This window comes from Qipengyuania aquimaris (assembly GCF_020171965.1).
In the GTDB taxonomy this organism is placed as follows: domain Bacteria; phylum Pseudomonadota; class Alphaproteobacteria; order Sphingomonadales; family Sphingomonadaceae; genus Qipengyuania; species Qipengyuania aquimaris_A.
This window is the reverse complement of the sequence record NZ_JAIUZK010000001.1, coordinates 196,641-220,284: the sequence shown is the minus strand read 5'-3', so window position 1 is coordinate 220,284 and position 23,644 is coordinate 196,641. Positions and strand designations below refer to the sequence as shown.

The 23,644-nt window shown below is 63.2% G+C and carries 21 protein-coding genes and 1 riboswitch; of the genes, 7 read left to right on the top strand and 14 right to left on the bottom strand.

Annotation, left to right across the window (positions count from 1 at the left end):
- Window positions 1-20: 20 nt before the first annotated feature.
- From LCM24_RS01045 to LCM24_RS01020, 6 genes are all read right to left on the bottom strand, one after another.
- The gene (locus LCM24_RS01045) at window positions 21-2,852 is read right to left on the bottom strand and encodes a 2-oxoglutarate dehydrogenase E1 component (RefSeq protein ID WP_224802400.1); all 2,832 of its coding nucleotides are present in this window, start codon (window positions 2,850-2,852) and stop codon (window positions 21-23) included.
- Between the two features lie 105 nt (window positions 2,853-2,957).
- Complete coding sequence (sucD, locus tag LCM24_RS01040) at window positions 2,958-3,848, bottom strand: succinate--CoA ligase subunit alpha (RefSeq protein ID WP_090478726.1); 891 nt, start codon at window positions 3,846-3,848, stop codon at window positions 2,958-2,960.
- Window positions 3,845-4,342 (bottom strand): hypothetical protein, encoded by a 498-nt coding sequence (locus LCM24_RS01035; protein ID WP_224802399.1) that lies wholly within the window; start codon window positions 4,340-4,342, stop codon window positions 3,845-3,847. Before LCM24_RS01035 ends, sucD begins: the two co-directional genes overlap by 4 nt.
- A 29-nt stretch (window positions 4,343-4,371) precedes the next feature.
- Window positions 4,372-5,334: a malate dehydrogenase gene (mdh, locus tag LCM24_RS01030; RefSeq protein ID WP_224802398.1), complete on the bottom strand. Its 963-nt coding sequence runs from the start codon at window positions 5,332-5,334 to the stop codon at window positions 4,372-4,374.
- Window positions 5,335-5,625: 291 nt separating this feature from the next.
- Window positions 5,626-5,958: a hypothetical protein gene (locus LCM24_RS01025; RefSeq protein WP_224802397.1), complete on the bottom strand. Its 333-nt coding sequence runs from the start codon at window positions 5,956-5,958 to the stop codon at window positions 5,626-5,628.
- 121 nt (window positions 5,959-6,079) lie between these two features.
- Window positions 6,080-7,153 carry a cell wall hydrolase gene (locus LCM24_RS01020; RefSeq protein ID WP_224802396.1) on the bottom strand — a complete coding sequence of 358 codons (1,074 nt, stop codon included), beginning with the start codon at window positions 7,151-7,153 and terminating at the stop codon, window positions 6,080-6,082.
- Between the two features lie 81 nt (window positions 7,154-7,234).
- Window positions 7,235-7,426, top strand: a riboswitch (cobalamin riboswitch).
- Window positions 7,427-7,483: 57 nt separating this feature from the next.
- On the opposite strand from LCM24_RS01020, the gene LCM24_RS01015 reads away from it, so the two are divergent.
- From LCM24_RS01015 to LCM24_RS00995, 5 genes are read left to right on the top strand one after another with little or no spacing between them, the layout of a single operon-like run.
- A complete protein-coding gene (locus LCM24_RS01015; protein WP_224802395.1) occupies window positions 7,484-9,463 on the top strand; it encodes a TonB-dependent receptor plug domain-containing protein in 1,980 nt (659 codons plus the stop codon).
- On the top strand, window positions 9,460-10,272 hold the full coding sequence (locus LCM24_RS01010) for an ABC transporter substrate-binding protein (RefSeq protein WP_224802394.1): 813 nt from the start codon (window positions 9,460-9,462) through the stop codon (window positions 10,270-10,272). Before LCM24_RS01015 ends, LCM24_RS01010 begins: the two co-directional genes overlap by 4 nt.
- 17 nt (window positions 10,273-10,289) lie before the next feature.
- Window positions 10,290-11,222, top strand: a complete 933-nt coding sequence (locus LCM24_RS01005; RefSeq protein WP_263617918.1) for an iron ABC transporter permease — start codon at window positions 10,290-10,292, stop codon at window positions 11,220-11,222.
- Complete coding sequence (locus LCM24_RS01000; protein ID WP_224802392.1) at window positions 11,219-11,947, top strand: ABC transporter ATP-binding protein; 729 nt, start codon at window positions 11,219-11,221, stop codon at window positions 11,945-11,947. Before LCM24_RS01005 ends, LCM24_RS01000 begins: the two co-directional genes overlap by 4 nt.
- Before the next feature lie 14 nt (window positions 11,948-11,961).
- The gene (locus LCM24_RS00995) at window positions 11,962-12,282 is read left to right on the top strand and encodes a GCN5-related N-acetyltransferase (protein WP_224802391.1); all 321 of its coding nucleotides are present in this window, start codon (window positions 11,962-11,964) and stop codon (window positions 12,280-12,282) included.
- A 19-nt stretch (window positions 12,283-12,301) separates the two neighbouring features.
- On the opposite strand, the gene LCM24_RS00990 is transcribed toward LCM24_RS00995, so the two are convergent.
- From LCM24_RS00990 to LCM24_RS00965, 6 genes are all read right to left on the bottom strand, one after another.
- Window positions 12,302-14,554, bottom strand: coding sequence for a M3 family metallopeptidase (locus tag LCM24_RS00990; protein WP_224802390.1), 2,253 nt, complete (start codon window positions 14,552-14,554; stop codon window positions 12,302-12,304).
- Window positions 14,555-14,699: 145 nt separating this feature from the next.
- A complete protein-coding gene (locus tag LCM24_RS00985) occupies window positions 14,700-15,347 on the bottom strand; it encodes a hypothetical protein (protein WP_224802389.1) in 648 nt (215 codons plus the stop codon).
- Window positions 15,344-15,883, bottom strand: a complete 540-nt coding sequence (gene thpR / locus LCM24_RS00980) for an RNA 2',3'-cyclic phosphodiesterase (protein WP_224802388.1) — start codon at window positions 15,881-15,883, stop codon at window positions 15,344-15,346. Before thpR ends, LCM24_RS00985 begins: the two co-directional genes overlap by 4 nt.
- A gap of 25 nt (window positions 15,884-15,908) precedes the next feature.
- On the bottom strand, window positions 15,909-17,078 hold the full coding sequence (locus tag LCM24_RS13055) for a GGDEF domain-containing protein (protein WP_224802387.1): 1,170 nt from the start codon (window positions 17,076-17,078) through the stop codon (window positions 15,909-15,911).
- A 126-nt stretch (window positions 17,079-17,204) separates the two neighbouring features.
- Window positions 17,205-18,119 (bottom strand): lysozyme, encoded by a 915-nt coding sequence (locus LCM24_RS00970; RefSeq protein WP_224802386.1) that lies wholly within the window; start codon window positions 18,117-18,119, stop codon window positions 17,205-17,207.
- Between the two features lie 188 nt (window positions 18,120-18,307).
- Complete coding sequence (locus tag LCM24_RS00965) at window positions 18,308-19,288, bottom strand: hypothetical protein (protein WP_224802385.1); 981 nt, start codon at window positions 19,286-19,288, stop codon at window positions 18,308-18,310.
- Window positions 19,289-19,460: 172 nt separating this feature from the next.
- On the opposite strand from LCM24_RS00965, the gene uvrA reads away from it, so the two are divergent.
- Entirely contained in the window at window positions 19,461-22,388 is a 2,928-nt protein-coding gene (uvrA, locus tag LCM24_RS00960) for an excinuclease ABC subunit UvrA (protein ID WP_224802384.1), read from the top strand.
- Here uvrA and LCM24_RS00955 read toward each other — a convergent pair.
- Both LCM24_RS00955 and LCM24_RS00950 read right to left on the bottom strand, forming a co-directional pair.
- Window positions 22,348-22,764 (bottom strand): hypothetical protein, encoded by a 417-nt coding sequence (locus LCM24_RS00955; protein WP_224802383.1) that lies wholly within the window; start codon window positions 22,762-22,764, stop codon window positions 22,348-22,350. The two genes, uvrA and LCM24_RS00955, sit on opposite strands and share 41 nt — an antisense overlap.
- 20 nt (window positions 22,765-22,784) lie before the next feature.
- On the bottom strand, window positions 22,785-23,180 hold the full coding sequence (locus LCM24_RS00950) for a hypothetical protein (protein ID WP_224802382.1): 396 nt from the start codon (window positions 23,178-23,180) through the stop codon (window positions 22,785-22,787).
- A 129-nt stretch (window positions 23,181-23,309) separates the two neighbouring features.
- Between LCM24_RS00950 and LCM24_RS00945 the strand changes: the two genes are divergently transcribed.
- Window positions 23,310-23,603 (top strand): hypothetical protein, encoded by a 294-nt coding sequence (locus LCM24_RS00945; RefSeq protein ID WP_224802381.1) that lies wholly within the window; start codon window positions 23,310-23,312, stop codon window positions 23,601-23,603.
- Window positions 23,604-23,644 lie beyond the last annotated feature (41 nt).

Below are 23,644 nucleotides of genomic sequence, written 5' to 3'. Positions count from 1 at the left end.
GGTTCCTTTTACGACCTCGATCAGGGGCAATTGCTGGTGGCGGCGGAATTGTCGCCGTTCAGGCCGAGCGCGATGTTGACCAGCGCTTCCTGCTGGACCTTGTGGCGGCTGGCATATCCGGTGGCGGGCGAGGCGGCGACTTCGCGTCCGGCATAGCAGGGGCGCATGCCCTTCTTGCCGGCCTTTTCCGCGGCCTCCTCGATCAGGCGATCGACGAAGAACCAGGCGCCGTTGTTCTTCGGCTCTTCCTGGCACCAGACGATGGTTTCGAGATTTTTCATCCGTTCGATCCGGACCGCCAGCGGTTCGCCGGGGAAGGGATACAGCTGCTCGATGCGCACGATGGACACATCGTCCACCCCGGCTTCGTCGCGGCGCTGCATCAGGTCATAGGCGACCTTGCCAGAACACAGGACGAGGCGCTTCACCTTCTCGTCGGGAATTTCGGTCAGGTCCGACTTGATCCGCATGAAATGCGTTTCGCCCATGAAGCCATCGGCATCGCTCTTGGCCATCGGATGGCGCAGCAGCGACTTGGGCGTCATGATGACGAGCGGCTTGCGGAACGAACGCAGCATCTGGCGGCGCAGGACATGGAAGTAGTTCGCCGGGTCGGTGATGTTGCAGACCTGGATATTGTCGTTCGCGCACAGCTGCAGGAAGCGTTCGAGACGCGCCGAGCTGTGTTCCGGTCCCTGACCTTCGTAGCCGTGCGGCAGCAACAGGACGAGGCCGTTCGCACGCAGCCATTTCACTTCACCGGCCGCGATGAACTGGTCGATCATGATCTGCGCGCCGTTGGCGAAGTCGCCGAACTGCGCTTCCCACATCACGAGGCTCTTCGGATCCGCCATGGCGAACCCGTATTCGAAGCCGAGCACGCCGTATTCGGACAGCGGGCTGTCGTAGACCTCGAACTTGCCGTGGGGCAGGGTGGTGAGCGGGATGTACTTGCGCTCGTCCTTCTGGTCGACCCAGACGGCGTGACGCTGGCTGAAGGTGCCGCGTCCCGAATCCTGGCCCGAAAGGCGGACACCGAAACCTTCGGTGACGAGGCTGCCGAAGGCGAGCGCTTCCGCAGTGGCCCAGTCGAAGCCGGTGCCGCTGTCGAACATTTCCTTCTTGGCCTTGAGCACGCGGCCCAGGGTCTTGTGGATGGTCACGTCTTCGGGGACGGTCGTCAGCGTGCGGCCGAGGCTGTCGAACAGCTTCTTTTCGATCGCGGTTTCGACATTGCGGCGTGCGCCCTCGGGATCGGCAGGCTTGTTCATGCCTGCCCAGCGACCGCCGAACCAGTCGGCCTCGTCGGGCTTGTAATCCTTGGCCGCGGCGAATTCTTCCTCGAGATGGGCGTCGAATTCGCTGCGCAGCTGGTCGGCGTAGCCCTTCTCGATGACGCCTTCTTCTTCCAGGCGCTTGGTGTAAAGCTCGCTCACCCGCGGGTGATTGCGAATGGCATCGTACATCAGCGGCTGCGTGAACTTGGGCTCGTCGCCCTCGTTGTGGCCGAAGCGGCGATAGCACCACATGTCGATCACGATATCGCGGCCGAACTTCTGGCGGTATTCGATCGCCAGCTTGCAAGCGAAGGTCACGGCTTCGGGATCGTCGCCGTTGACGTGGAGGATCGGCGCCTGGACGCCCTTGGCGACATCGCTCGGGTAGGGCGAGCTACGCGCAAATTGCGGGCTGGTGGTGAAACCGATCTGGTTGTTGATGACGAAGTGCAGGCAGCCGCCGGTGTTGTACCCGCGCACGCCGGAAAAGCCGAGGCATTCCCATACGATGCCCTGTCCCGCAAAGGCCGCGTCGCCGTGAAGCAGGACGGGCAGGACCTGTTCGTGCTTCTTGAGGTCGTCACGGATCGCCTGCTGCGCGCGGCTCTTGCCGAGGACCACCGGGTTTACCGCCTCGAGGTGCGAGGGGTTGGGGACCAGGCTCATGTGCACGTCGATATCGTCGAACGAACGGTCGGTGCTGGTGCCGAGGTGATACTTCACGTCGCCCGAACCGCCGACATCGTCGGGGTTGGAAGAGCCGCCCGAGAATTCGTGGAAGATGACCTTATAGGGCTTGCCCATGACGTTCGCGAGGACGTTGAGACGGCCGCGGTGGGCCATGCCGTAAATGATCTCGCGCACGCCGAGCTGGCCGCCGTACTTGATGACCGCTTCGAGTGCCGGAATCATGCTTTCGCCGCCATCGAGGCCGAAGCGCTTGGTGCCGACGTATTTCTTGCCGAGGAACTTCTCGTATTCCTCGCCGCGCACGACCGCTGCCAGGATGGCGCGCTTGCCTTCCTCGGTGAACTGGATCGTGTCTTCGGGCGTCTCGAACTTGTCCTGGAGGAATCGGCGTTCCTCCGTGTCCGAGATGTGCATGTATTCGAGGCCGACATTGCCGCAATAGGTTGCGCGCAGGGCGTCGTAGAGCTCTCGCACGGTCACCCAGTCGAAGCCGAAGACGCCGCCGACGAAGACTTCGCGGTCTTCCTGGCCGGTGAACCCATGCCATTCCAGCGTCAGGTCTTCCGGCACTTCGCGATGGGACAGGCCCAGCGGGTCGAGGTCGGCAGCCAGGTGGCCGCGCACGCGGTAGAGGCGCACGAGCAGCATGGCGCGGATGCTGTCATCGGCCGCCTGTTCGATAGCCTTGGGATCGGTGGCCTTGCCGGCCTTCTCTGCGGCCTGCTTGACCGCAAGGCGCATCTGGGTGGGGTCGAGCGCTGCGGTCAGATCCGCATCACTGTCGACCACTTCGGCCAGCCAGCGCGGGTTGCCCCAGCTCGGCCCCTGCTGCGGACCCTCCTGGTCGCCCATTTCGGGCAGGAAATCGTGGCTCTCGTTACCCATCGGGCTACCTTTCGCGCCGACCCTGTTGTCGGCCTATACTGCCAATGCCTCGGCGGTGCGGAAGGCTCCCGGGGAGGAGAAAACCGTTCCGCATCACTCCGCGGATCAGGCGAGTTCCTTCAGCATCGCGTCGAGCGTGGTGCCAAGCTCGCTGGGCGAGGGCGAAACGCGGATGCCCGCATCTTCCATCGCCGCGATCTTGTCGTCCGCGCCGCCCTGGCCACCCGAAACGATAGCACCGGCATGGCCCATGCGACGGCCCGGAGGCGCCGTGCGGCCTGCGATGAAGCCGACCATGGGCTTCTTGCGGCCCTTGGCAGCTTCCTGCTTGATGAATTCGGCCGCTTCTTCTTCCGCGCTGCCGCCGATTTCGCCGATCATGATGATCGACTTGGTGTCGTCGTCGTCGAGGAAGAGGTCGAGCACGTCGATGAAGTTGGTGCCGTTGACCGGATCGCCGCCGATGCCGACTGCCGTGGTCTGGCCGAGGCCGACCATGGTGGTCTGGTGGACGGCTTCGTAGGTCAGCGTGCCGGAACGCGAGACCACGCCGACGCTGCCCTTCTTGAAGATGGAGCCGGGCATGATGCCGATCTTGCATTCTTCAGGGGTCAGGACGCCGGGGCAGTTCGGGCCGATCAGGCGGCTCTTCGAGCCGGTGAGGGCGGCCTTCACCTTGACCATGTCGAGCACCGGAATGCCTTCGGTGATGGCGACGATCAGTTCCATCTCGGCGTCGATCGCCTCGAGGATGGCGTCTGCTGCGAACGGCGGCGGGACGTAGATGCACGAGGCCGTCGCGCCGGTTTCGGCCTTGGCTTCGCGCACGGTGTTGAACTGCGGCAGGCCGATGTGGTCGGTGCCGCCTTTACCGGGCGTGACGCCTGCGACCATCTTGGTGCCGTAATCGAGCGCCTGCTGGGTGTGGAAGGTGCCGGTGTTGCCGGTCATACCCTGGGTGATGACCTTGGTGTTCTTGTCGACGAGGATGCTCATTCGGCGCTCTCCTGGGCAGTAGCCTTGATTTCAAAACGGGCGATGGGTTTGTCCTTGTCGCCGGTGGGGTCGATACGCATCTTCATGCCGTCGCCCAGCGACCAAAAATAGGTCGGGCCTTCGGCATGGGTCGGCATGCCGACGAATTGCGAAACGGACTGGGCCGTGGGGCCATAATCGGCCGTATTGTCGAGCCGGGCGAAGATGACGCAGGCTTTATCCCGCAGTTCCGCCTTGCTGATGATGATGAGCGCTTCGTTGCCCTGCTTTTCATAGGCGCCGCGAACCACTTGCGCGCGGCGACCGGCGGGCTTGCGGTAAGGCTTCCAGCCGTGCTTGCTGAGATCGTCCAGTTCGATCCACGTGGGCGAGGTAATCGCCTTGCAGGCGTTGATCGCGTCGACGATTTCGGCGGCAGAGGCCGGCTTGTCCTGTGCCGCTGCGGGAGCCGCGGCGGCGAGGGCAAGGAAAGGAAGGAGGCGAAGCGTCTTCATGGTAATACGTCCCTGGCTGGAAGGTCCGCTCAGGCGAGCGAGCTGTCGAGGCCCTTGCAGGCTTCGAGCAGTTCTTCGACCGCGTCGGTCGAGACCTTGAGGTTCTTCTTCTCTTCGTCCGACAGTTCGATCTCGATCACTTCTTCGGTGCCGCCTGCGCCGATCATGGTGGGCACGCCGACATAAAGGCCGTCGAGGCCATACTTGCCTTCGACATAGCTGGCGCAGGGCAGGATGCGCTTCTGGTCGCCGAGATAGGCTTCGGCCATCGCAATCGCGCTGGTCGCGGGGGCGTAATAGGCAGAGCCGTTGCCGAGCAGGCCGACGATCTCGCCGCCGCCCTTGCGCGTGCGATCGACGATCTCGTCGATGCGGCTTTCCGACACGCCCTTGATCTTGGCGTAGTCGTTCACCGGAATGCCGTTGATCGTGGTGTAGCTGGTGACAGGGACCATGGTGTCGCCGTGGCCGCCGAGGACGAATGCATTGACGTCCTTCACCGACACGTCGAATTCCCAGGCGAGGAAGGTAGCGAAACGCGCGCTGTCGAGCACGCCGGCCATGCCGACGACCTTGTTGTGCGGCAGGCCGCTGAATTCGCGCAGCGCCCAGACCATCGCGTCGAGCGGGTTGGTGATGCAGATCACGAAAGCGTCGGGGCAGTTGTTCTTGATGCCTTCGCCTACCGACTTCATCACCTTGAGGTTGATGCCGAGCAGGTCGTCGCGGCTCATGCCGGGCTTGCGGGGCACGCCGGCGGTCACGATGACGACGTCTGCACCGGCGATATCGGTATAGTCGTTCGAACCGGTGATCTTGGCGTCGAAGCCTTCGATCGGGCCGCACTGGCTGAGGTCGAGTGCCTTACCCTGCGGCATGCCTTCGGCGATGTCGAACAGGACGATGTCGCCCATTTCCTTCTTCGCAGCGAGGTGGGCGAGGGTGCCGCCAATCATGCCGGAGCCGATGAGCGCGATCTTCTTGCGTGCCATAGGGTGAGTGCGTCCTTCAAACAGCGCGGGACGAAATTGCCTGGACCGCTATGGCGCGTGGAGTCCCGCGTGGGTACGCGCGCCCGGTGTTCGAAGGGCGACCTAGGCCCCGGAGCATAGGATTGCAACCGGCAAAAGGTCGCATGCGACAACTATCTTTGCAAATAGTTCGCAGTAGCAATAATGCCGGTTTTCGCGGGGAAGTGAAAAAGAAATGGCCGCGCGGCTTTCAGGTTCCGCGCGGCCAGTGCTTTTGCCGTCGCCCCATTCAGGTGAGGCGAAACGACAGGCTCAACCTATCAGCGGCGCATCCTGGAGGATTAGCGCGCGCTCGAACTTGTTGGCTTCCCGGGCATCCAGTGTGCGGCAGATGCCAACCCAGTGCTCGCGATCGTCGACATTGTCAGCCTCGTGCGCGACGAGTGCCAGGCGATGGGCTTCCTTTGCGGCTCCCATCCCGTGCTCGGCGAAATGCATCAATGCATCGCGCAGGCTCTCCATCGGGAAGGGCTCGCCAACCAGATAGTCATTGTCGTTGGCCGCAATCCCCGGCGACTGCTTTGCAAGTATGCGCGCAACGGGCGAGCGCGCGGCTGTGCGCGCGGCGGCAAAATGAACTGGCATGGACCCGATCCTCCTGTGCTGCCGCGGGGCTATCTACCCTCGCGGCCCGGCTTCAGGAGATGGTATAAGCGGCAGCCGCTAAACTTCGGTTCCGCGGTATGCTTGAAAAGAGGTTAAATGCCTATTCCGCTGTCTTTTTTCGCGCGCCGGGTTCCCTGATCCACCGCCCGCTGTTGCGGTATTCCGGCTTCACGTCGCCGGACTGCGGAGAGCCGACGACCGGTGCGGCAGCGCTGGCCTCGCCGACCTTGGGCTCGGGCGCGATGGTCGCCCCGATAACCGGGTCGGCCGGAGGCGGCGGAACGCTGCCCAATGCTGCTTGCGAGGGCAGGGGCGAGGCGCTCGGCGTATTTGGCAAGGCCAGCGGTTCTCCGCCCGCATAGGCTCCCGAAAATGCGGCTGCGCGGCCTGCGCTACCCTTCCAGCGATAGAAACGGTGCGCGCCGATCGAGCCGATCAGGTCGAGGCTGCTCGCCCAGTAAGGATTGACGGCATGGGTGTGATAATGCGTCGCGAGGCCCACCGGCTGGAATACGTGCCCCGATAGCGCGGCAAGGGCCACCGATTGCGCTCTGGCCCAACCGGCGCGCGACGGCTGGCGATTGAGCGATCCGTCACAGGTGAAAGTGAACTGGCAACCGGTCTTGCGCTCCGACCCCTGGAATACCACCCCGCAGATACTTGCCGGATAGGCAGGGTGCGAGACCCGGTTGAGGACCACTTGCGCGACGGCTTCCTGCCCCGCCTGGCTTTCGCTGGCGGCTTCGTAATAGACGGCCATGGAAAGACACCGCAGCGCGCGTGCCTTGTCGATCCCGCTGCCCGCGCTCTGGAATGCCCGTGCGGTGGCAGCCGCTCCGAAGCGTTCCGTAAAGCGTTCGGTATCGAGATTGCCTTCGGATAAGCGAAGCTCGGCAAGGTCGATCACCGGTTCCGGCGGCTGGTCGAGATAATAGAATGCCGAGCCCGGAAAGCTCTGGCCTGCAATCTCGAATGGCATGGGCTGGACCGGCGGCTCGCCCTGCGCGATTCCCATCGCCTTGGCAAAGCCCGGCCATGCCCCCTGCGCAGCAGCCGTGGGCAGGGCGACGGCGAGCACGACCACAGCGACCCGCCGCAACATCTGGCGGCGCGAGCGGGCCTGAGCCTCGCGCGCAGCCCTCCTGCTCGACAATGGTGCTTCCCGATGCTGCATGACGCGCTCCATACCGCAGGATCGCATAGCGGGGAAAGGTTAATAGCAAGGCACTTGCCCGCCCTGCGAACCCACCCTATTGGCGCCCTCATGGGTACGGGTTGTCCGTGAAGGCGGACCTAAGAGGGAACGGGGTGACGAAGCCCCGGCTGCCCCCGCAACTGTGACCGGGGAGCGATCCCGCCAGATGCCACTGCCCCTTGCGGGTGGGAAGGCGGCGGGAAAGCGTCGATCCGGCGAGCCAGGAGACCTGCCTGTACCAGTCGTTCGGCCACGGGCGGGGTGCACCGATGGCAAACGCGGATGGAAGCGATCCTGCTCCCTCCCGTCATGAGCGGCAGTTCGTTCATGATAGGAGGTTTCGTGTATAAATACCTGTTTCTGATTACTGTTTCCGCTCTTCCGGCTACCGCTGCCGCACAATCGGCGAGCGAGGAGGCGCTGGCGGAAATCATCGCTGCGCAAGATGCCGAGCAGGCACAGGAAGTCGATGACCAAGCGCACTACGGCACCCGCATGGAGCGCGAGGCGCCCGAACCGATCGTAATCGCTGACATGCTGGTCCCGCAGATCACGGTCACCGCCAATGGCCTTTCCACCGCCATCGAGAACACGGGCCAGGCAGTCACGATTATCGAGCGCGACGAGATCGAAAGCGTGCAGGGCGGCGACGCAACGCGCGTGCTGCAAAGGACACCCGGCCTCTCCTTCTCGCGCAATGGCGGAGTCGGCGGTTTCACCGGCGTCAACATTCGAGGGGCCAGTGCCGACCAGGTCCTGGTGCTGGTCGACGGCGTAAGGGTGGCCGATCCGGCCGCGCCGGGCGGCGGCTTCGATTTCGGCAACCAGTTGACGGGAATGGCCGGCAAGTTCGACATCCTGAGAGGATCGAACTCGACCATCTGGGGCAGCGAGGCGATCGGCGGCGTCGTGGACATCTCCACCCGCGCCGAGACCGGGATGAAAGGCACGCTGGAATATGGCGCGCGGGAGACCTTCCGGGCGAATGTCGCCACCGGGGTGAGCGGTGAAAAAGCCTATGTCGGGCTCAACGGATCGTGGTTCACGAGCGACGGTTTTTCCGCCGCCGCGAATGGCACCGAAGCCGATGGATTCGAGCAGTTCGCGATAGGCGGGGTCGGCTTCCTCGATCTGACCGACAGCCTCGAAATCTTCACCCACCTCAACTGGAGCGAAGGCAAGCTCGACATAGACGGCTTCCCGCCTCCTTCATTCGCCTTGGCCGATACCCTGGAAACGCAGGAAACGCGCCGCCACTGGGGCGACGTCGGGCTCGCCTATTACGGCAACGACCTGACACTGCGCGCAGCCTACAGCCTCTCGGACACCGAACGCGACAATCTCGGTGAGGACGGCGGTGTCACCTTCGGTAGCAAGGGCAGGTCCGAGCGTGTGCAATTGCGCGGCGAGTATCGCCTTCTGGGCGGGCTCAGCCTCGCGTTCGGCGGCGAGAAGGAATGGACCGAGTTCGAGACGAATTTCGACGCTCCTGCCGAGACGGGCATTGCCGGTTTCTACGGCCAGCTCGGCTGGGTGATGGGCCGCCTCGCAATCCACGTCGGCGGGCGGATCGACGATCATAAGCAATTCGGCACGTCGACCAGCTTTGGCGGCGATATCAGCTATGGTTTCGGCGACGACTGGCGCGTGCGGGCCAGCCTTGGCGAAGGGTTCAAGGCGCCGACGCTCTACCAACTGCTGTCCTTCTACGGGAATACCGGGCTCGAACCGGAGGAGAGCACCAGTTTCGACATCGGCATCGAGCGTGGTCGCCGCGATCTCGGCCTGTACCTTGCGCTGACGGGCTTTCGGCGCGACAGCGATAATCTGATCGGCTTTGCCTTCACTCCCGACCGGCCCTTCGGCGTCTATCAGAACACCGATCGCGCCCGCGCTCAGGGTGTAGAGGCGGAAGCGGGTTTCGATGTAACGAATTCGCTCCGCCTGTCGGGCGTATTTGCGCTGGTGGATGCGGAGGATCGCGGGAGCGGTCTCGATCTCGCGCGCAGGCCGCAACATTTCGGCACACTGTTCGCCGATTGGGAGAGCGGCTTCGGGCTGAAGTTGGGCGCCGACCTGCGCATCTCGGGCTCGTCCTTCGACAACGCGGCGAATACCGTGGAACTCGACGGGTACGAAGTGCTGGATATCAGGGCTGCGTTCGACGTGGGCGATAGCCTGGAACTGTTCGGGCGGGTCGAGAACGTGTTCGATACCGATTACCGCCTCGTATCCGGATATCGGACGGCTGGCAGAGGAGCCTTTGTCGGGCTGAGGGCGCAGATGTGAAGCGCCTTGCGCCCGCCTTGTTCCTGTTCCTGGCCTCCTGTTCGGGTGGCCGGGAGCTAGCGGGTGAGGGCGGCGAAAAGCCCACGATCGTCAGTCTCAATCCCTGCACGGACGCGATCCTTGCGGAGGTCGCCGATCCCGGGCAGCTGCTGGCAATCTCGCATTACAGCAAGGACCCGCGCGCCAGCTCCATGGAGCCGGAGGTCGCGGCGCGATATGCCTCGACGGGCGGCACGGTTGAAGAGATCCTCGCGCTTGAGCCCGACATCGTCGTCGCCTCAACTTTCATCGCCCCTGCAACGCGGGCGGCGCTTCATGATCTGGGGGTGAGGGTCGAAACCTTCGGCAGCGTTGCGAGCGTGCAGGAAAGCATCGAGCAGGTGCGCCAGCTCGCGCGCCTGACAGGCGATCCCGCGAGCGGGGAAGCCCTGGTCGCTTCGATCGAGCGCGCGCTTGCAGATGCAGGAGCTGACGGCAGGCCGGTCGAAGCCGCTCTGTGGCAACCCTCTGGCATTGTCCCGGGGGAAGGCGCGCTCATCAGCGATCTCCTGCGGCGGACGGGCTTCGCTAGCTATAGCTCTGTCAGGGGAATGGCGCAGGCGGACTATCTCGCGCTGGAACAAGTCGTCGCCGACCCTCCGGAAGTGTTGCTGGTAGCCGGTAGCGAGGCGGGGCAGCGTCACCCTGTCCTGTCCGACCTGCCGCAGATGCGCCGCGAGAGTTTTGACACGAGCCTCCTCTATTGCGGCGGGCCGACGATCATCCGTGCGGCAGAACGGCTGGCGCAAATCCGGCAGGACGTGTCGTGAACCGCGCCGTCCTCTTCATGGCCGCACTGCTGGCGATTGCCTTGCCGCTATCGCTGCTTGCCGGACGGGTGTGGATCGACCCGGCAACCACGCCCAACGCGGCCCTCATCCTGGGCGAGCTGCGCCTGCCGCGTGCGGTTCTGGCGATCGTGGTCGGCGCGGGGCTCGGCGCGGCCGGGGCGGCCATGCAGGGTTATCTGCGCAATCCGCTGGCCGATCCGGGCCTGTTTGGCATCGCGCCGGGTGCGGCGCTGGGCGCGGTCACGGCTCTTTTCTTCGGGTACACGGCGAGTGCATGGCTGTTGCCCATTTTCGCTCTAATAGGTGCGGGCGGGGCTATGGCACTTCTAGCCGTGATTGCCGGGCGCACCGGGGGCATCGCCCTGTTCACGCTAGCTGGTCTCATGGTGGCGAGCCTCGCGGGCGCGCTGACTGCTCTGGCCATTTCCATGGCTCCCAATGCCTTCGCGATGAGCGAGATCGTGCTGTGGCTGAACGGGGCGCTGACCGACCGTAGCTGGCGCGAGGTATGGCTTGCCGGTCCGATGGTCCTGCTCGGTATCGTACTGCTCATACGCGCAGGCGCAGGGCTCGATGCGCTGACCCTGGGAGAGCCGGTCGCACGCTCGCTTGGCGTCGATACCAACCGGCTGTTGTGGCTCCTGATCCTTGGCGTCGGCCTTACTGTGGGGGCGGGGGTCGCCGTTGCCGGTATCATCGGCTTCGTCGGGCTGATCGTTCCGCACCTGGTACGGCCCCTGACCGATCGGCGGCCGTCGCAGTTGATCGTGCCGAGCGCGCTGGCGGGCGCCTTGCTGGTGCTTGTCGCTGATAGCGTCGTGCGCATCCTGCCTCTGGTCACCGAGCTACGGCTGGGCATTGCATTGAGCCTGCTCGGGGCGCCGTTTTTCCTGTGGCTGCTGCTGCGGATGCGGAAGGGGCTGGCATGATGCTGGAAGCACGCGACCTCGTGCTTGCCGACAGGCTCGCCCATGTCGGCCTGAGCCTGCGGCCCGGGGAAATCACCGCGATCTGCGGTCCCAACGGGGCGGGCAAGTCGAGCCTTCTCGAAGCGCTGGCGGGACTTCTCGACGTCGATTCCGGCTCTATCAGGCTCGGCGACAGGGATTTGGCGTCCTACCAGCCGCGCGAGCGCGCACAGGCGATCGGCTATCTGCCGCAGGAGCATACCGTATCCTGGGACGTGCCGGTCCGCCGTCTTGTCGAACTGGGCCGAATGCCGCATGGCGACAAGCGCACCGAGCCAGTAGAGGCCGCGTTGCAGGCACTCGACGTAGAGCATCTGGCCGACCGGCGCGCGCAATCGTTGTCCGGCGGCGAGACAGCGCGCGTCCTGCTGGCCCGCGTGCTTGCGGGAGAGCCGCAGTGGATCCTCGCCGACGAACCGCTGGCTGCGCTCGATATCGGGCACCAGCTGGCCCTGCTCAAACACCTGCGGCGCGCCGCCGATAGCGGCATCGGCGTGGTTCTGGTGCTGCACGACCTGTCCCATGCCATGAACCATGCCGACCGCGTTATCGTGCTCGACGAAGGGACACTGGCGGCAGACGATAAACCGCACCGCGCGCTGGCCGCCGAGGTGGTAGAGCGCGTCTGGCAAACGCAGGTCGAATGGATCGAGCGCGGCGGCCGCATGGCACTCATGCCGCTGTGACCCGTTGACCGGCCATGGCTGCCGATCATCTAGTCCAGCGCTGGCTCGCCCTTACGCGCAAGGAACTGCCTGCACTTTCCGGCGCACGCGGATGGCCGGTGCATCTCGACCACTGCTTCCAGCGGATCCTGCTCGATAATGCCACGGGCGGCCCCTGGCGTGAAACCATCGCTTCGCCTGCCTATCGCAATGCGACCGATGCACAGCTAAGGCTGGCGATTGCCCTTGGCGAACAGGCCATTGCCGGGACGCAGGACATGGATCTGCTCAACGACAAGTCACTCGCATGGCGGGGCAAAAGAAAAGGCCGGACCAAACGGCCCGGCCTTTCCTGATTTGCGCTGACTGGCAGCCTTAGTTGACGGCAGAACCCGGAAGCTTGCCGTCCGACACTTCGCTGTCCGCCGCTTCATCACCGGCGACAAGGCCGCGTGCTTCGAGCATCGGGGTCACATCGGGTGCCCGCCCAGCGAAGTTCTGGAACATCTGGAAGTAATCCATCGTCCCGCCCCGGCTGAGCACGGTGGCGCGATAGTGGTCGCCGTTTTCGCGGGTCAGGCCGCCGTTTTCGATGAACCACTTGCGGCTGTCGCGATCGAGCATCTCGGTCCACAGATAGCTGTAATAGCCGGCGGAATATCCCGCGGGCGAGCTGAAGATGTGGCTGAAATAGGTGCTGCGATACCGCGGCGGCACGAGGTCGATCTCGAGGCCCAGTTCTTCGAGCGAGCGACGCTCGAATGCGTCGACCTTCTCCGGCGTGTCGATGGCGGCTGCTTCCGCAGGCGACAATGCGCTCCACTTCATGTCGAGCAGGGCGGCTTCGACGACTTCGCCGAAATCGTAGCCCTGGTTGAACTTGGCCGCGGCTTCGATCTTCTCGATCATCTCGTCGGGAATGGTTTCGCCGGTTTCGTAGTGCTTGGCGTAGTTCGACAGCACGCTCGGCCAGGTAGCCCACATTTCGTGGACCTGGCTGGGGTATTCCACGAAGTCGCGCGCCGTGGCAGTGCCCGACAGGCTTTCATACCGCTGGTCGGCGAAGAAGCCGTGCAGCGCGTGGCCGAATTCGTGGAAGGTGGTGTTCACCCAGTCGAAGCTGACCAGCTGGACTTCGCCTGCCGGTGCCTTCGGGATGTTGAGCACGTTGTAGATCACCGGCTTGGTGCCATACAAATGGCTTTGCTCCACGAAGTTGCTCATCCATGCACCGCCACGCTTGGACGGGCGCTGGAACGGGTCGAAATAGAAGATGCCCAGTTCGCTGCCGTCGCGGTCGAAGACGGTGTAGGTCGTTACGTCCGGGTGATAGACCGGCAGGTCCGTGCGCTTCTGGAAGGTAAGGCCGTAAAGCTTTTCGGCCATGTAGAACACGCCGTCCTCGAGCACCTTGTCGAGCACGAAGTATTCCATCACCGCATCTTCATCGAGGTCGAACTGTTCGGCCTTGATGCGGTTGGCATAGCGATACCAGTCCCACGGCTTCACTTCGTAGTCGCCGCCATCGGCAGCGATTGCGGCGGTCAGCAGGGCAGCTTCACGGCGCTGGGTCGCGGCGAGGGCAGGGACCATCTGCTCCATGAAATCGAGCGCGGTCTTGGGCTTTTCGGCCATGCGGTCCCACATCGCGTAGCTGGCCCAGTCGGCTTCACCGAACAGGGCGGCCTTGTCGGCGCGCAGCTTGGCGATCTTGGCGATCAGCATGCGCGTGTCGACATCGGTCGTCCCGTCGGCGCGGTGGTAGCTCGCCATGAACAGCTTTTCGCGGGCAGCGCGGTTTTCCATGCTCGGCAGCAGCGGCTGCTGCGTCGTGTTCTGCAGCGCGATGGCGTATTTGCCGTCGAAGCCCTTTTCGGTCGCCAGATCGGCAGCGGACTTGATGTCGTTGTCCGACAGACCGGCGAGCTCTTCGCGGGTGTCGAAGATGACCGGCTGGTCGCTCATCGCCGCGCGGGCGGCCTGGCTGAACTCGGTCGTCAGCGTCGACAGCTGCGAGTTGATCGCCTTGACCTGCTCGCGCTCGGCATCGCTCAGCAGCGCGCCGGCATGCACCATGGCATCGTAGGTGGTCTCGAGCAGCTTGGCGTCTTCCACCGTCATCGTCATCGCGGCGCGATTGTCATAGACGGCCTTGACGCGGGCGAAGAGTGCGGGGTCGAGCGTGATCGAGTCATAATGCTCGGTCAGCTTGGGGCTGATTTCGGTGTTGATCTCGTCGAGGCGATCGGTCGTGTTCGAACCGGTGAGGGCGAAGAAGACCGTGTTGATGCGGCCCAGCATGCTGCCGGCCTTTTCGATCGCGACGATGGTGTTTTCAAAATTGGGGGCGGCCGGGTTGTTCTTGATCGCCTCGATCTCGGCCTTGTGGATCATCATCGCCTGCTCGTAAGCGGGCAGGTAATCGTCTTCCGAAATCTTGGTGAAGTCCGGCGCGTAAAGCGGCAGGTCGCTGCGATCGGCGAAATAGCCGGTGCCAGCGGGAATATCGGGGTTGTACGCCTGGGCTTCTTGCAGGTCTGCCAAGGGGTCACCTTCTTCGGTGTTGATGGTTGCGCAGCCGCCAAGCAGGGCTGCGGCGGCGGTGGTGGCCAAAATCTGGGCCTTCATGGTCTCTCCAATAATTGGCGAAAAGCGAATGGACGGTTGTGCATCCGCAATATGGTTTCGTTTGCGACAATGGCGCATGAACAGGAATTGCAGGCGAAGTGCAAGTTTCGCGCGTCGAACCGTCGACGGTGGTCTGCAAGGGCGATCAGTCCAGCGTTTTACCCTGACCGCGTTCGGCCTGCTCCTTCGCTGCCTCTGCCGCTTCGTCCAGCGCCTGGCGGTTCACCGTGACAATCCGTGGCTTGCCCCCGGTGTCGTCGACCACCAGCCATAGCGAGCCGAGTTCGAAATACGCGCCCTGGTCCTTGTCGACCGTCATTTGCGACAGGTCGAGATCGCGCAGGACCGCGACCATGCGCTGGTCGAACACTTCGTCGAAGAGGGTGTCGATCTGGTCTTCGGTCAGCTCGCGCCGCTCGCCCTCGGCGTCGATATAAAGAAACGGCAGTCCAACCTGTTCGAGCAGGCGCGCCTTGTCGCCGCTTTGCGCGGCTTCGCGCAGGGTCTCGATGGCGGCCTCGAATTGGCTTGGACTGGTGCCGGTGGCGCAGGAAATCGCACCGCCGTTGACGGCATCGTTGGCGCGGTCGAATTCGACATCGGGATCTTCCTGCTCGGACCAAACCAGCAGGAGGCAGTTTTCGGCTGGATCGTTACGGGCTTCCTCTTCGACTACCTGCATGAGGGGCTCGCGCTGGTCGTCCGGCACCAGGATGTCGGAAGGCGCGGGGGAGCAGGCTGCCAGGGCCGTCGTCAGGCCGAGCGCGGGCAAGAAGTGGGCTTTCAGGTTCATTTGCGTGCAGGATAGCGGACAATGGGGGTGTAGATCGACCCCTCCGGATGCAATTCGCTCTCGTACAGGACGAATTCCTGCACGGTCCACGGCTCGAGCCGAAGGCGGCTGGTGGCGGACAGGAAGGCCTGGGCGGGACCGCTCGCGGAATTCAGGCGGGCGAGGCTGATGTGGGGGAGGAACTTGCGCCCTTCCGCTTCGAGGCCGACCGCCTGGCAGGCCCTTTCGACCTTGCTTTGTAGTCGGAGAAGCGCCTCGCTTTGCTCGACCCCTGCCCACAGGGCGCGGATGTGGCCTTTTCTTTCGAAAAAACCGGTACTTGTAATCACAAGATCGAATGGTTCGAAGTCGATAGAGCCCAGCTTTTCGGCAAGGTCGTCGGCTTGGTGAGTCTCGACATCCCCAACATAGCGCAGCGTCAGGTGGAGTTGGTCGTCATCCTGCCAGCGCGCCTCGTCCACACCTTGCATGAGATCGATGAGATGGTCCCGGTGTGCGGGCGGCGGACGCAATCCGACGAACAGGCGACGACTCATTGAGGCGGTCCCGTTTCGCGCGATGTCAGCGATCGACCTGCCGCACGCGATTGCGGCCTTCGGTCTTGGCATCGTACATCGCGGCATCAGCGCGTCTGAGGCTCTCATCGATAGTGCTGCCGCGAGCATGCGGACCGATGCCGATCGAGGCGCTGGTCGCGCCGCTGGGCAAGCCGATGACCTCGTGAAGCATCGCGAGGCCTTCGCGCAAATCCTCTGCAAAGACCAGCGCGTTCTGGGGATCGGGTTCGTCGAGGAATACACAGAACTCTTCGCCACCCAGGCGAGCGGCAAAATGATATCCCTCGCCATATGCGCGCAAGGCATCGCGCATGAGTTTGCTAGCCTCGATCAAAGCCTTGTCGCCCATGTCGTGGCCATAGGTGTCGTTGATCTTCTTGAAGTGATCGAGATCGACCAGAAGCAGATGCGCCGTGTCCTGCGTCTGTCCATCCACGAGCCTGTATTCGAACAGGGCGCGGCGGTTGTAGAGACCCGTGAGCGGATCGTGCTTGGCAAGAAATTCCGCCTGCGCAAGCGCGTCGGCAAGGTCTTCATTAAGGCGGCGGTTCTCCACCAGCATATCGGCGGAAACGCTGCGCTGCTGTGCGGAAGCGAAGGCGAACATCGAAACGCCGATTACCAGTCCGGTGGTACCGATCCCATAAGGTATCAGGGCTTCCCCGGCGAAGAGGTAAAGGCCGACAAACAGTGTCAGCAGGAAACCGACCATGAACGCGAAAGTCTGCTCCCGCAGTGGCGCGGTCATGGTCACGATCAGCCCGACTCCGGTGATGGTGCCCGCAGCGATTACGAGGCGCAGCGGTTCGTTCAGCGGCTGCGCAAGGGATGGAAGAAGCAGGTAGGCCCAGCTCATCCCCCCGAAGAAAAGCATGATCGACAGGATCCTCAGCGCCGGTTCGAGCGAGCGTCCGCTATCGATATGACGCCTGAGATGATTGTAGGACATGTGCGCGCCGACCAGAGCCAGGACCCGCATCATCAGCGGAAGGACGTAGGCGTCAGGCTTGGCGAGAAAAAATGCAGCCGCCGCGATGGCTACTACCCCGAGCACGTTGGCCGAAAATGCACGTTGTTCCGTGATGAGGACGGACCGTACGGTCTCGCGCCAACTTTCGCGCAGCCAATCCGCGTCCCGTTCGGGTGCGACCGTAAACCCTGCTGCCGTCTTCACGCGGCTTTCCCCTTTTTCCTCACCTTCGACCCATGGTGGGTGAGGCCTCATGAATGCCTTATGACAAAAGTGTGAAACTTACAATATTGCGCGCGAACAGGCAGTTTCTGTTACGAATAGAAAGGCCTAGGTGTCTCGCGGGTTCTCATAGCTCGCGTCCAGGAACATTTGCGCCCTGCGTTCGGACCTGAATTCCAGACCGCGTGCAACCTTGCCCGCCGCATGGGTGTAGTCGAGTTCAGCGGCGATCTGCTCGTAATCGCCGGCTTCGATCGCAGCATTGAGTCTCGGGCTTTTGCTTTCGGAGACGTTCCCCAGGCCTACATTGTAAACGAGGTCGAGCAGCGCATCGAATTCGTGCTGGTAAAGGGGAAGGTCGCCCACAAGGATACGGACGCCGCGTTCGGCGGTTTGCAAATCCCTTTCCAGAAGGGACAATACGCGTTCTTCCGATATCCGGTCGCCGACCCGCAGATTGTCTTCCGGCGTAATCAAATGGCCCACACCGACGGTGGGATAGCCCGCGACATCACGATAGACAGTGTAGCGGACACCTTCTTCTTCGATCAGCGCCTGCTTGAAGTTGTCGCTGGCCTTCATCAAAGCCGCAGGCTTGCGAACGTCCTGGTCTTCGGCGCTCATCACATAGGTTGCAGCAGACTGAGGCTTGCTGCGCGAATTCTGTGTAGGCGGTCCTGTAAAGGCTGCAAGTCCGACCGCACCAGCACCCATCATCAGCGTCGCCCGCTTGCGCGAAGACATCCTGGGTTTGACATTGAAAACTTGTTGCGCGGTCTTGCGTGCACGCTTGAGGTCACGGCGGTGACGGCGATGCTGCTTTATACGCTCGAGGAACTTGCGTGCGCGCTTCTGCTCACCCGCATGGGGCGTCGCGGTCCAGTTCTCGCTGTCGAGGGGGCGATCGAGCTCGCGCATGATCGCGCGAATGCGTTCGTCCTGGAGCGAACCGGATATGGGCGCAGGCCGCAAGCGGTCGGATGACGGTGCGACCCGATCCTTTTGCTCGACTTCCTGCTTCATTGTTGTTTCTATTCCCGTGAATTCTGTATCTGAAATCCTCCGCTCGAGGGCGGAGGGAAGGGCCGATCTTCAGCCCGTCTTACCCAATCAACGGATCGACCCGCCGATTGGGTCCACGCTTCACCGCGCCTGGCACTCGCTTGGAAGAGTGGCCCCTATTGGGTAGCCGAATGGCAAAGCGCCATCTTTCAGTTACTTACGGACAAAGGCGGTGGGGGAGGCGGTTCGGCCTCTCCGGGCGGCACTGGTGGCGGTTCAGGCGGGTTCAGGACGCTTTCCAGCGTTTGCAAGTCGAGCCTCCGCCCCTTTTGCCCCGTGCCGACGAGCAGGGTTATCTGGTCTTTCCCGGTCCTGATAACAGCGGGGCTGGCCGACAGTAGGCCCATTACGAGGCTTCGGCCGTTGTCGGTGCTGCGTGTCAGGGTCTCGCACCGGATGCTTGAGCCGTTCCTGTTCTTCAGGCGTCCGTCTTGGGTCCATTCGATGTCGATCGAGGTGCCGGGGCATTCCGACCAATCGATGCTGTTCGCACCGATCGTAACGACACCTGCATTTTCGCCGATGCCGAAACCCGAATGGCCCCATCCGTCGTAGTTGGAGGCCATCCTCGGGACCCATTTGCCGGTCACAAACTCGCGCTCCGGAATGTTGGCGAGGCGCCAGGCTTCGGGCTCGACAAGAACGAGTTCGGTCTCCCCGCTCTTCAAAACCAAGCGGGCGTCGCCAAGCCGGTTTACCGTCGGGTTCGAACCGAAGAAGCCGAAGAACCTTCCATCACGGCCTTCCCATTCCGGGGGGCACCCGATCAGTGTCTGCAGGCGCGACCCGTTGCCGGTATCGCGCAGGGTTCCATCTCTACCCAGCGAGGCCGGGTTGCCGGAGTGGTTGCAACCGATCGAGTAGGCAAGCCTATCGCTCCCCACCTGCACATAGGCGCGCCGCCAATCGATGTTTTCGCGCCAGCTCGGGGAAAACTCGTTGAACCGCTCGACCAGCCAGAAGCCTTCGATCTCGTCGAGCGAGGTCACGGCAGGGCCGATTTCGAGCGTTGGCGTCGCTGTTTCGGATGCGACGATTTCCTGTTCGGAGGGCGACGCATCGCTACACCCGGCGAGGCAAGTGACTGAAAGCAAAGCGCCGATTGGAATGAGCGGGTGCATCGTGACCATGCAAAGGAAACTCGCTAGGCGCCAATCCGGGTCCCGGCTTGTATTCGCCAAGGGCAAAACCCACATTTGCGGAACCCCCGCGCTTCTCGTCCGCTGCCCTCAATGAAGGGCTGGACCTCCCATAATCGCGGCCCCTTGACCAAAGCGAACAATTCGGGAACACGCTTCCTTCATGGCACTTACGAAAATCTCCGTACGCGGCGCGCGCGAACACAATTTGAAGGGCGTGGATATCGACCTGCCGCGCGACAGCCTGATCGTGATCACGGGCCTGTCCGGCTCGGGTAAATCGAGCCTGGCGTTCGATACGATCTACGCTGAAGGGCAGCGGCGTTACGTTGAGTCGCTGAGCGCCTATGCACGCCAGTTCCTGGAGATGATGCAGAAGCCGGACGTCGAGCACATCGACGGGCTTTCGCCTGCCATCTCGATCGAGCAGAAGACCACCAGCCGCAACCCGCGCTCGACCGTGGCGACGGTTACCGAGATATACGACTACATGCGCCTGCTGTGGGCGAGGGTGGGCGTGCCTTACTCTCCGACCACCGGCCTGCCGATCGAGGCGCAGACCGTTTCCAACATGGTCGACCGGGTGATGGAATTGCCCGAAGGCACGCGGCTCTACCTGCTCGCGCCGGTCGTACGCGGGCGCAAGGGCGAATACCGCAAAGAACTGGCCGAATGGCAGAAGGCGGGCTTCACCCGCGTGCGCGTGGATGGTGAGATGTATCCGATCGAGGAAGCGCCAGCGCTCGACAAGAAGTTCAAGCACGACATCGAAGTCGTGGTCGATCGCCTCGCGGTGAAGGAGGGGTTGGAAACGCGCCTCGCCGACAGTTTCGAGACGGCGCTCAAGCTGGCCGATGGTCTGGCCTATGTCGACCTCGCCGATGGCGTGGTGCCGGGGCGTGAGGATGAGGCTGCCAGTGGTTCGGGGGCTGGCGGCGCGATGAAGGGCGCGGGTCTACCCGCCAACCGCATCGTGTTTTCGGAGCGCTTCTCCTGCCCGGTCTCGGGCTTCACTATCGAGGAAGTCGAACCGCGCCTGTTCTCCTTCAACGCGCCCCAGGGCGCCTGCCCGACCTGTGACGGGATCGGCGAAAAGCAGCTGTTCGACCCGCAGCTGGTCGTTCCGAACGAGGCTCTGAGCCTCAAGAAAGGGGCGGTAGTGCCGTGGGCGAAGAGCAATCCGCCGAGCCCCTATTACATGCAGGTGCTCGCCAGCCTCGCGAAGGAATACGAGTTCGATCTCACCACCCCCTGGGAAGATTTCGACAAGGAAATCCGCGACATCATCCTTTACGGCACCCGCGGCCGGGCGATCCCGCTGACCTTCAAGGACGGGCGCAAGCAGTACACGGTGAAGAAGCCGTTCGAGGGTGTCATCGGCAACCTCAACCGCCGCATGCTCCAGACCGAGAGCGCGTGGATGCGCGAGGAGCTGTCGAAATTCCAGACCGCGCAGCCGTGCGAGACCTGCCACGGCAAGCGTCTAAACGAGAAGGCGCTGGCGGTGAAAATCGCGGGCACCGACATCGCCACCCCCACCAAGATGAGCGTGGCGGATGCGAAGGACTATTTCCTCAAGCTGCCCGAGGATCTCAACGACACGCAAAGCCAGATTGCCAAGGCCATCCTCAAGGAAATCAACGAGCGGCTGGGCTTTCTCGACAATGTCGGCCTCGACTACCTCAACCTCGACCGGACCAGCGGCACACTGAGCGGCGGGGAGAGCCAGCGCATCCGTCTCGCCAGCCAGATCGGCAGTGGGCTTTCGGGCGTGCTCTACGTGCTCGACGAGCCCAGCATCGGCCTCCACCAGCGCGACAACGACCGGCTGCTGGAAACGCTCAAGCGCTTGCGCGATCTCGGCAATACGGTGATCGTGGTCGAGCATGACGAGGACGCGATCCGTCAGGCAGACCACGTGGTCGACCTCGGCCCCGGCGCGGGTGTGCGCGGTGGCGAAGTCGTGGCGCAGGGCACGCTGAAGCAGGTGCTGCGGAGCAAGAAGTCGCTCACCGCGGACTATCTCACCGGTCGCCGCGAGATCAGCGTCCCGGCCACGCGCCGTAAGGGCAACGGGCACGAGCTTACCGTCCATGGCGCGCGGGCGAACAACCTCAACGACGTCACCGCCTCCATCCCCCTCGGCACCTTCACCTGCATCACGGGCGTCTCGGGCAGCGGCAAGTCGTCCTTCACCATCGACACGCTCTACGCCTCCGCCGCGCGCCAGCTGAACGGCGCACGCGTGGTCGCTGGCGCGCACGACAAGGTCACCGGCCTCGAATATTGCGACAAGGTGATCGAGATCGACCAGTCGCCCATCGGCCGCACCCCGCGCTCCAACCCGGCGACCTACACCGGCGCCTTCACCCAGATCCGCGACTGGTTCGCCGGCCTCCCCGAAGCGCAGGCGCGCGGCTACAAACCGGGGCGCTTCAGCTTCAACGTCAAGGGCGGCCGCTGCGAGGCGTGCCAGGGCGACGGCCTGATCAAGATCGAGATGCACTTCCTGCCCGACGTCTACGTCACCTGCGAGGAATGCGGCGGCAAGCGCTACAACCGCGAAACGCTGGAGGTGAAGTTCAAGGGCCACTCCATCGCCGACGTGCTCGACATGACGATCGAGGATGCGGAGGTCTTCTTCAAGGCCGTCCCCCCGATCCGCGACAAGATGCATATGCTGAACGAGGTGGGGCTGGGCTACGTCAAGGTCGGCCAGCAGGCGACCACGCTGTCGGGCGGCGAGGCGCAGCGCGTGAAACTCGCCAAGGAACTGTCGAAGCGCAGCACCGGCCAGACGCTCTACATCCTCGACGAGCCCACCACGGGCCTCCATTTCGAGGATGTGAGGAAGCTCCTCGAAGTGCTCCACCGGCTTGTGGACCAGGGCAATTCGGTGGTGGTGATCGAGCACAATCTCGACGTCATCAAGACCGCCGACCACATCCTGGACCTGGGCCCCGGCGGCGGCGTGCGCGGCGGCGAGATCGTCGCACAAGGCACGCCGGAAGACGTGGCCGAGGTGCCGGAAAGCTATACGGGCCAGTACCTCAAGCCGATGCTGGAGCGGCAGCGGGAGGCGGCGGAGTAGGCGCCGCCGGCTTCGCCTCGCCTCCATTGTCCAGGAAAGCGGCGACCACGATCAGCGCAACGCCAATAATAAAGGCGAGCATCTGCCCGCCCCAGAAGATGCTAAGCCATCCATCCTTGATCTTGGGATCGGTAAACCTCGCGTCCTCGAGCAGGATCCCTGCAAGTCGGTTGCCGGCAAACAGGCCAAGCAGGATGCTGAACACCGTGAGACCGAGCCCGGCCACGAGCACGAAGCCCCCGCCGATCTGGACACCTGCCACGTCCTGGTTGTCGAAGATGAGGATGGTGGCGCCGACTACGGCCGTCGCCAGCGTGACAAGCTGCTTAATCGCCGCATCAGCGTAATCGAACGCTTTTTCCTGTCTGTTTTGCATAGCTCCTGAGCCGCCTTTCGTCAGCAGAAGGGAGGAAAGCCGGGGCACAGCCCGGACAGGATGCGAGCCATATCCTCAGTATCGATGGACGCCCCGGCTTCGACTTCGTCGAGCATGCGCTGCATCCCGCTCTCGAACTGACGCCTGCGCGTTTCCGCGTTGCTGCGTCGGGCCCGCGTGAAGCGCGCCATCCTTTGGGTATATTTGATCTCGCGCCTGGTGAGCAGCGCGACCGCCCCCGCACTCAACGTAATGTCCGCCTTCCTGAGGCGATCGACAACGTCATCGGTTGCCTTGCGTTTGGGTAGCCTCTTCAAATGCAGGGGCTTGCGCTCGAGCTTCCTTCCGTCCCCCGAAGATGCACTTTCGTCCGACATTCGTGTTTGGTCCCACTCCTGTTGAGCGGATGAATACATGTGCGCCGCCCCGAATTGTCAACGCGCAATTGGGAAAGATCCGGGGTGAAGTGCGATCTCGACTTCGATCTGCTAAGTACAGGGTGTCACGCATTGCATTGCGCGATGTCGGGCTAGGGAGTGTGGGATATGAAATGGCTTGCCTTTATCGTCGCCGCGGTGGTCGGCTTCCTGGTCGCTTTCGGCTGGTCGAACAGCGATGAGATCGGGGCGGAAGTGGACCGCAGGCTGGACGAGGACTTCGTCGAGCAATGCGTCGCTCGCGCGCGCTTCCCGGCGGAATTCCAGTCCAAGGCCCCGCAAATCTGCGGCTGCATGAAACGCGAATTCGACCGCCGCGGCTTCAAACTGACCGACGCCTTCGGCGAGGACAATGCGGAGATGCGCACAGTCGTGCAGGGGTGTGCGCGGAATGCGATGTAGACTAATCCGAAACGCTCATGGCAAAAAGTACATTAGTCATT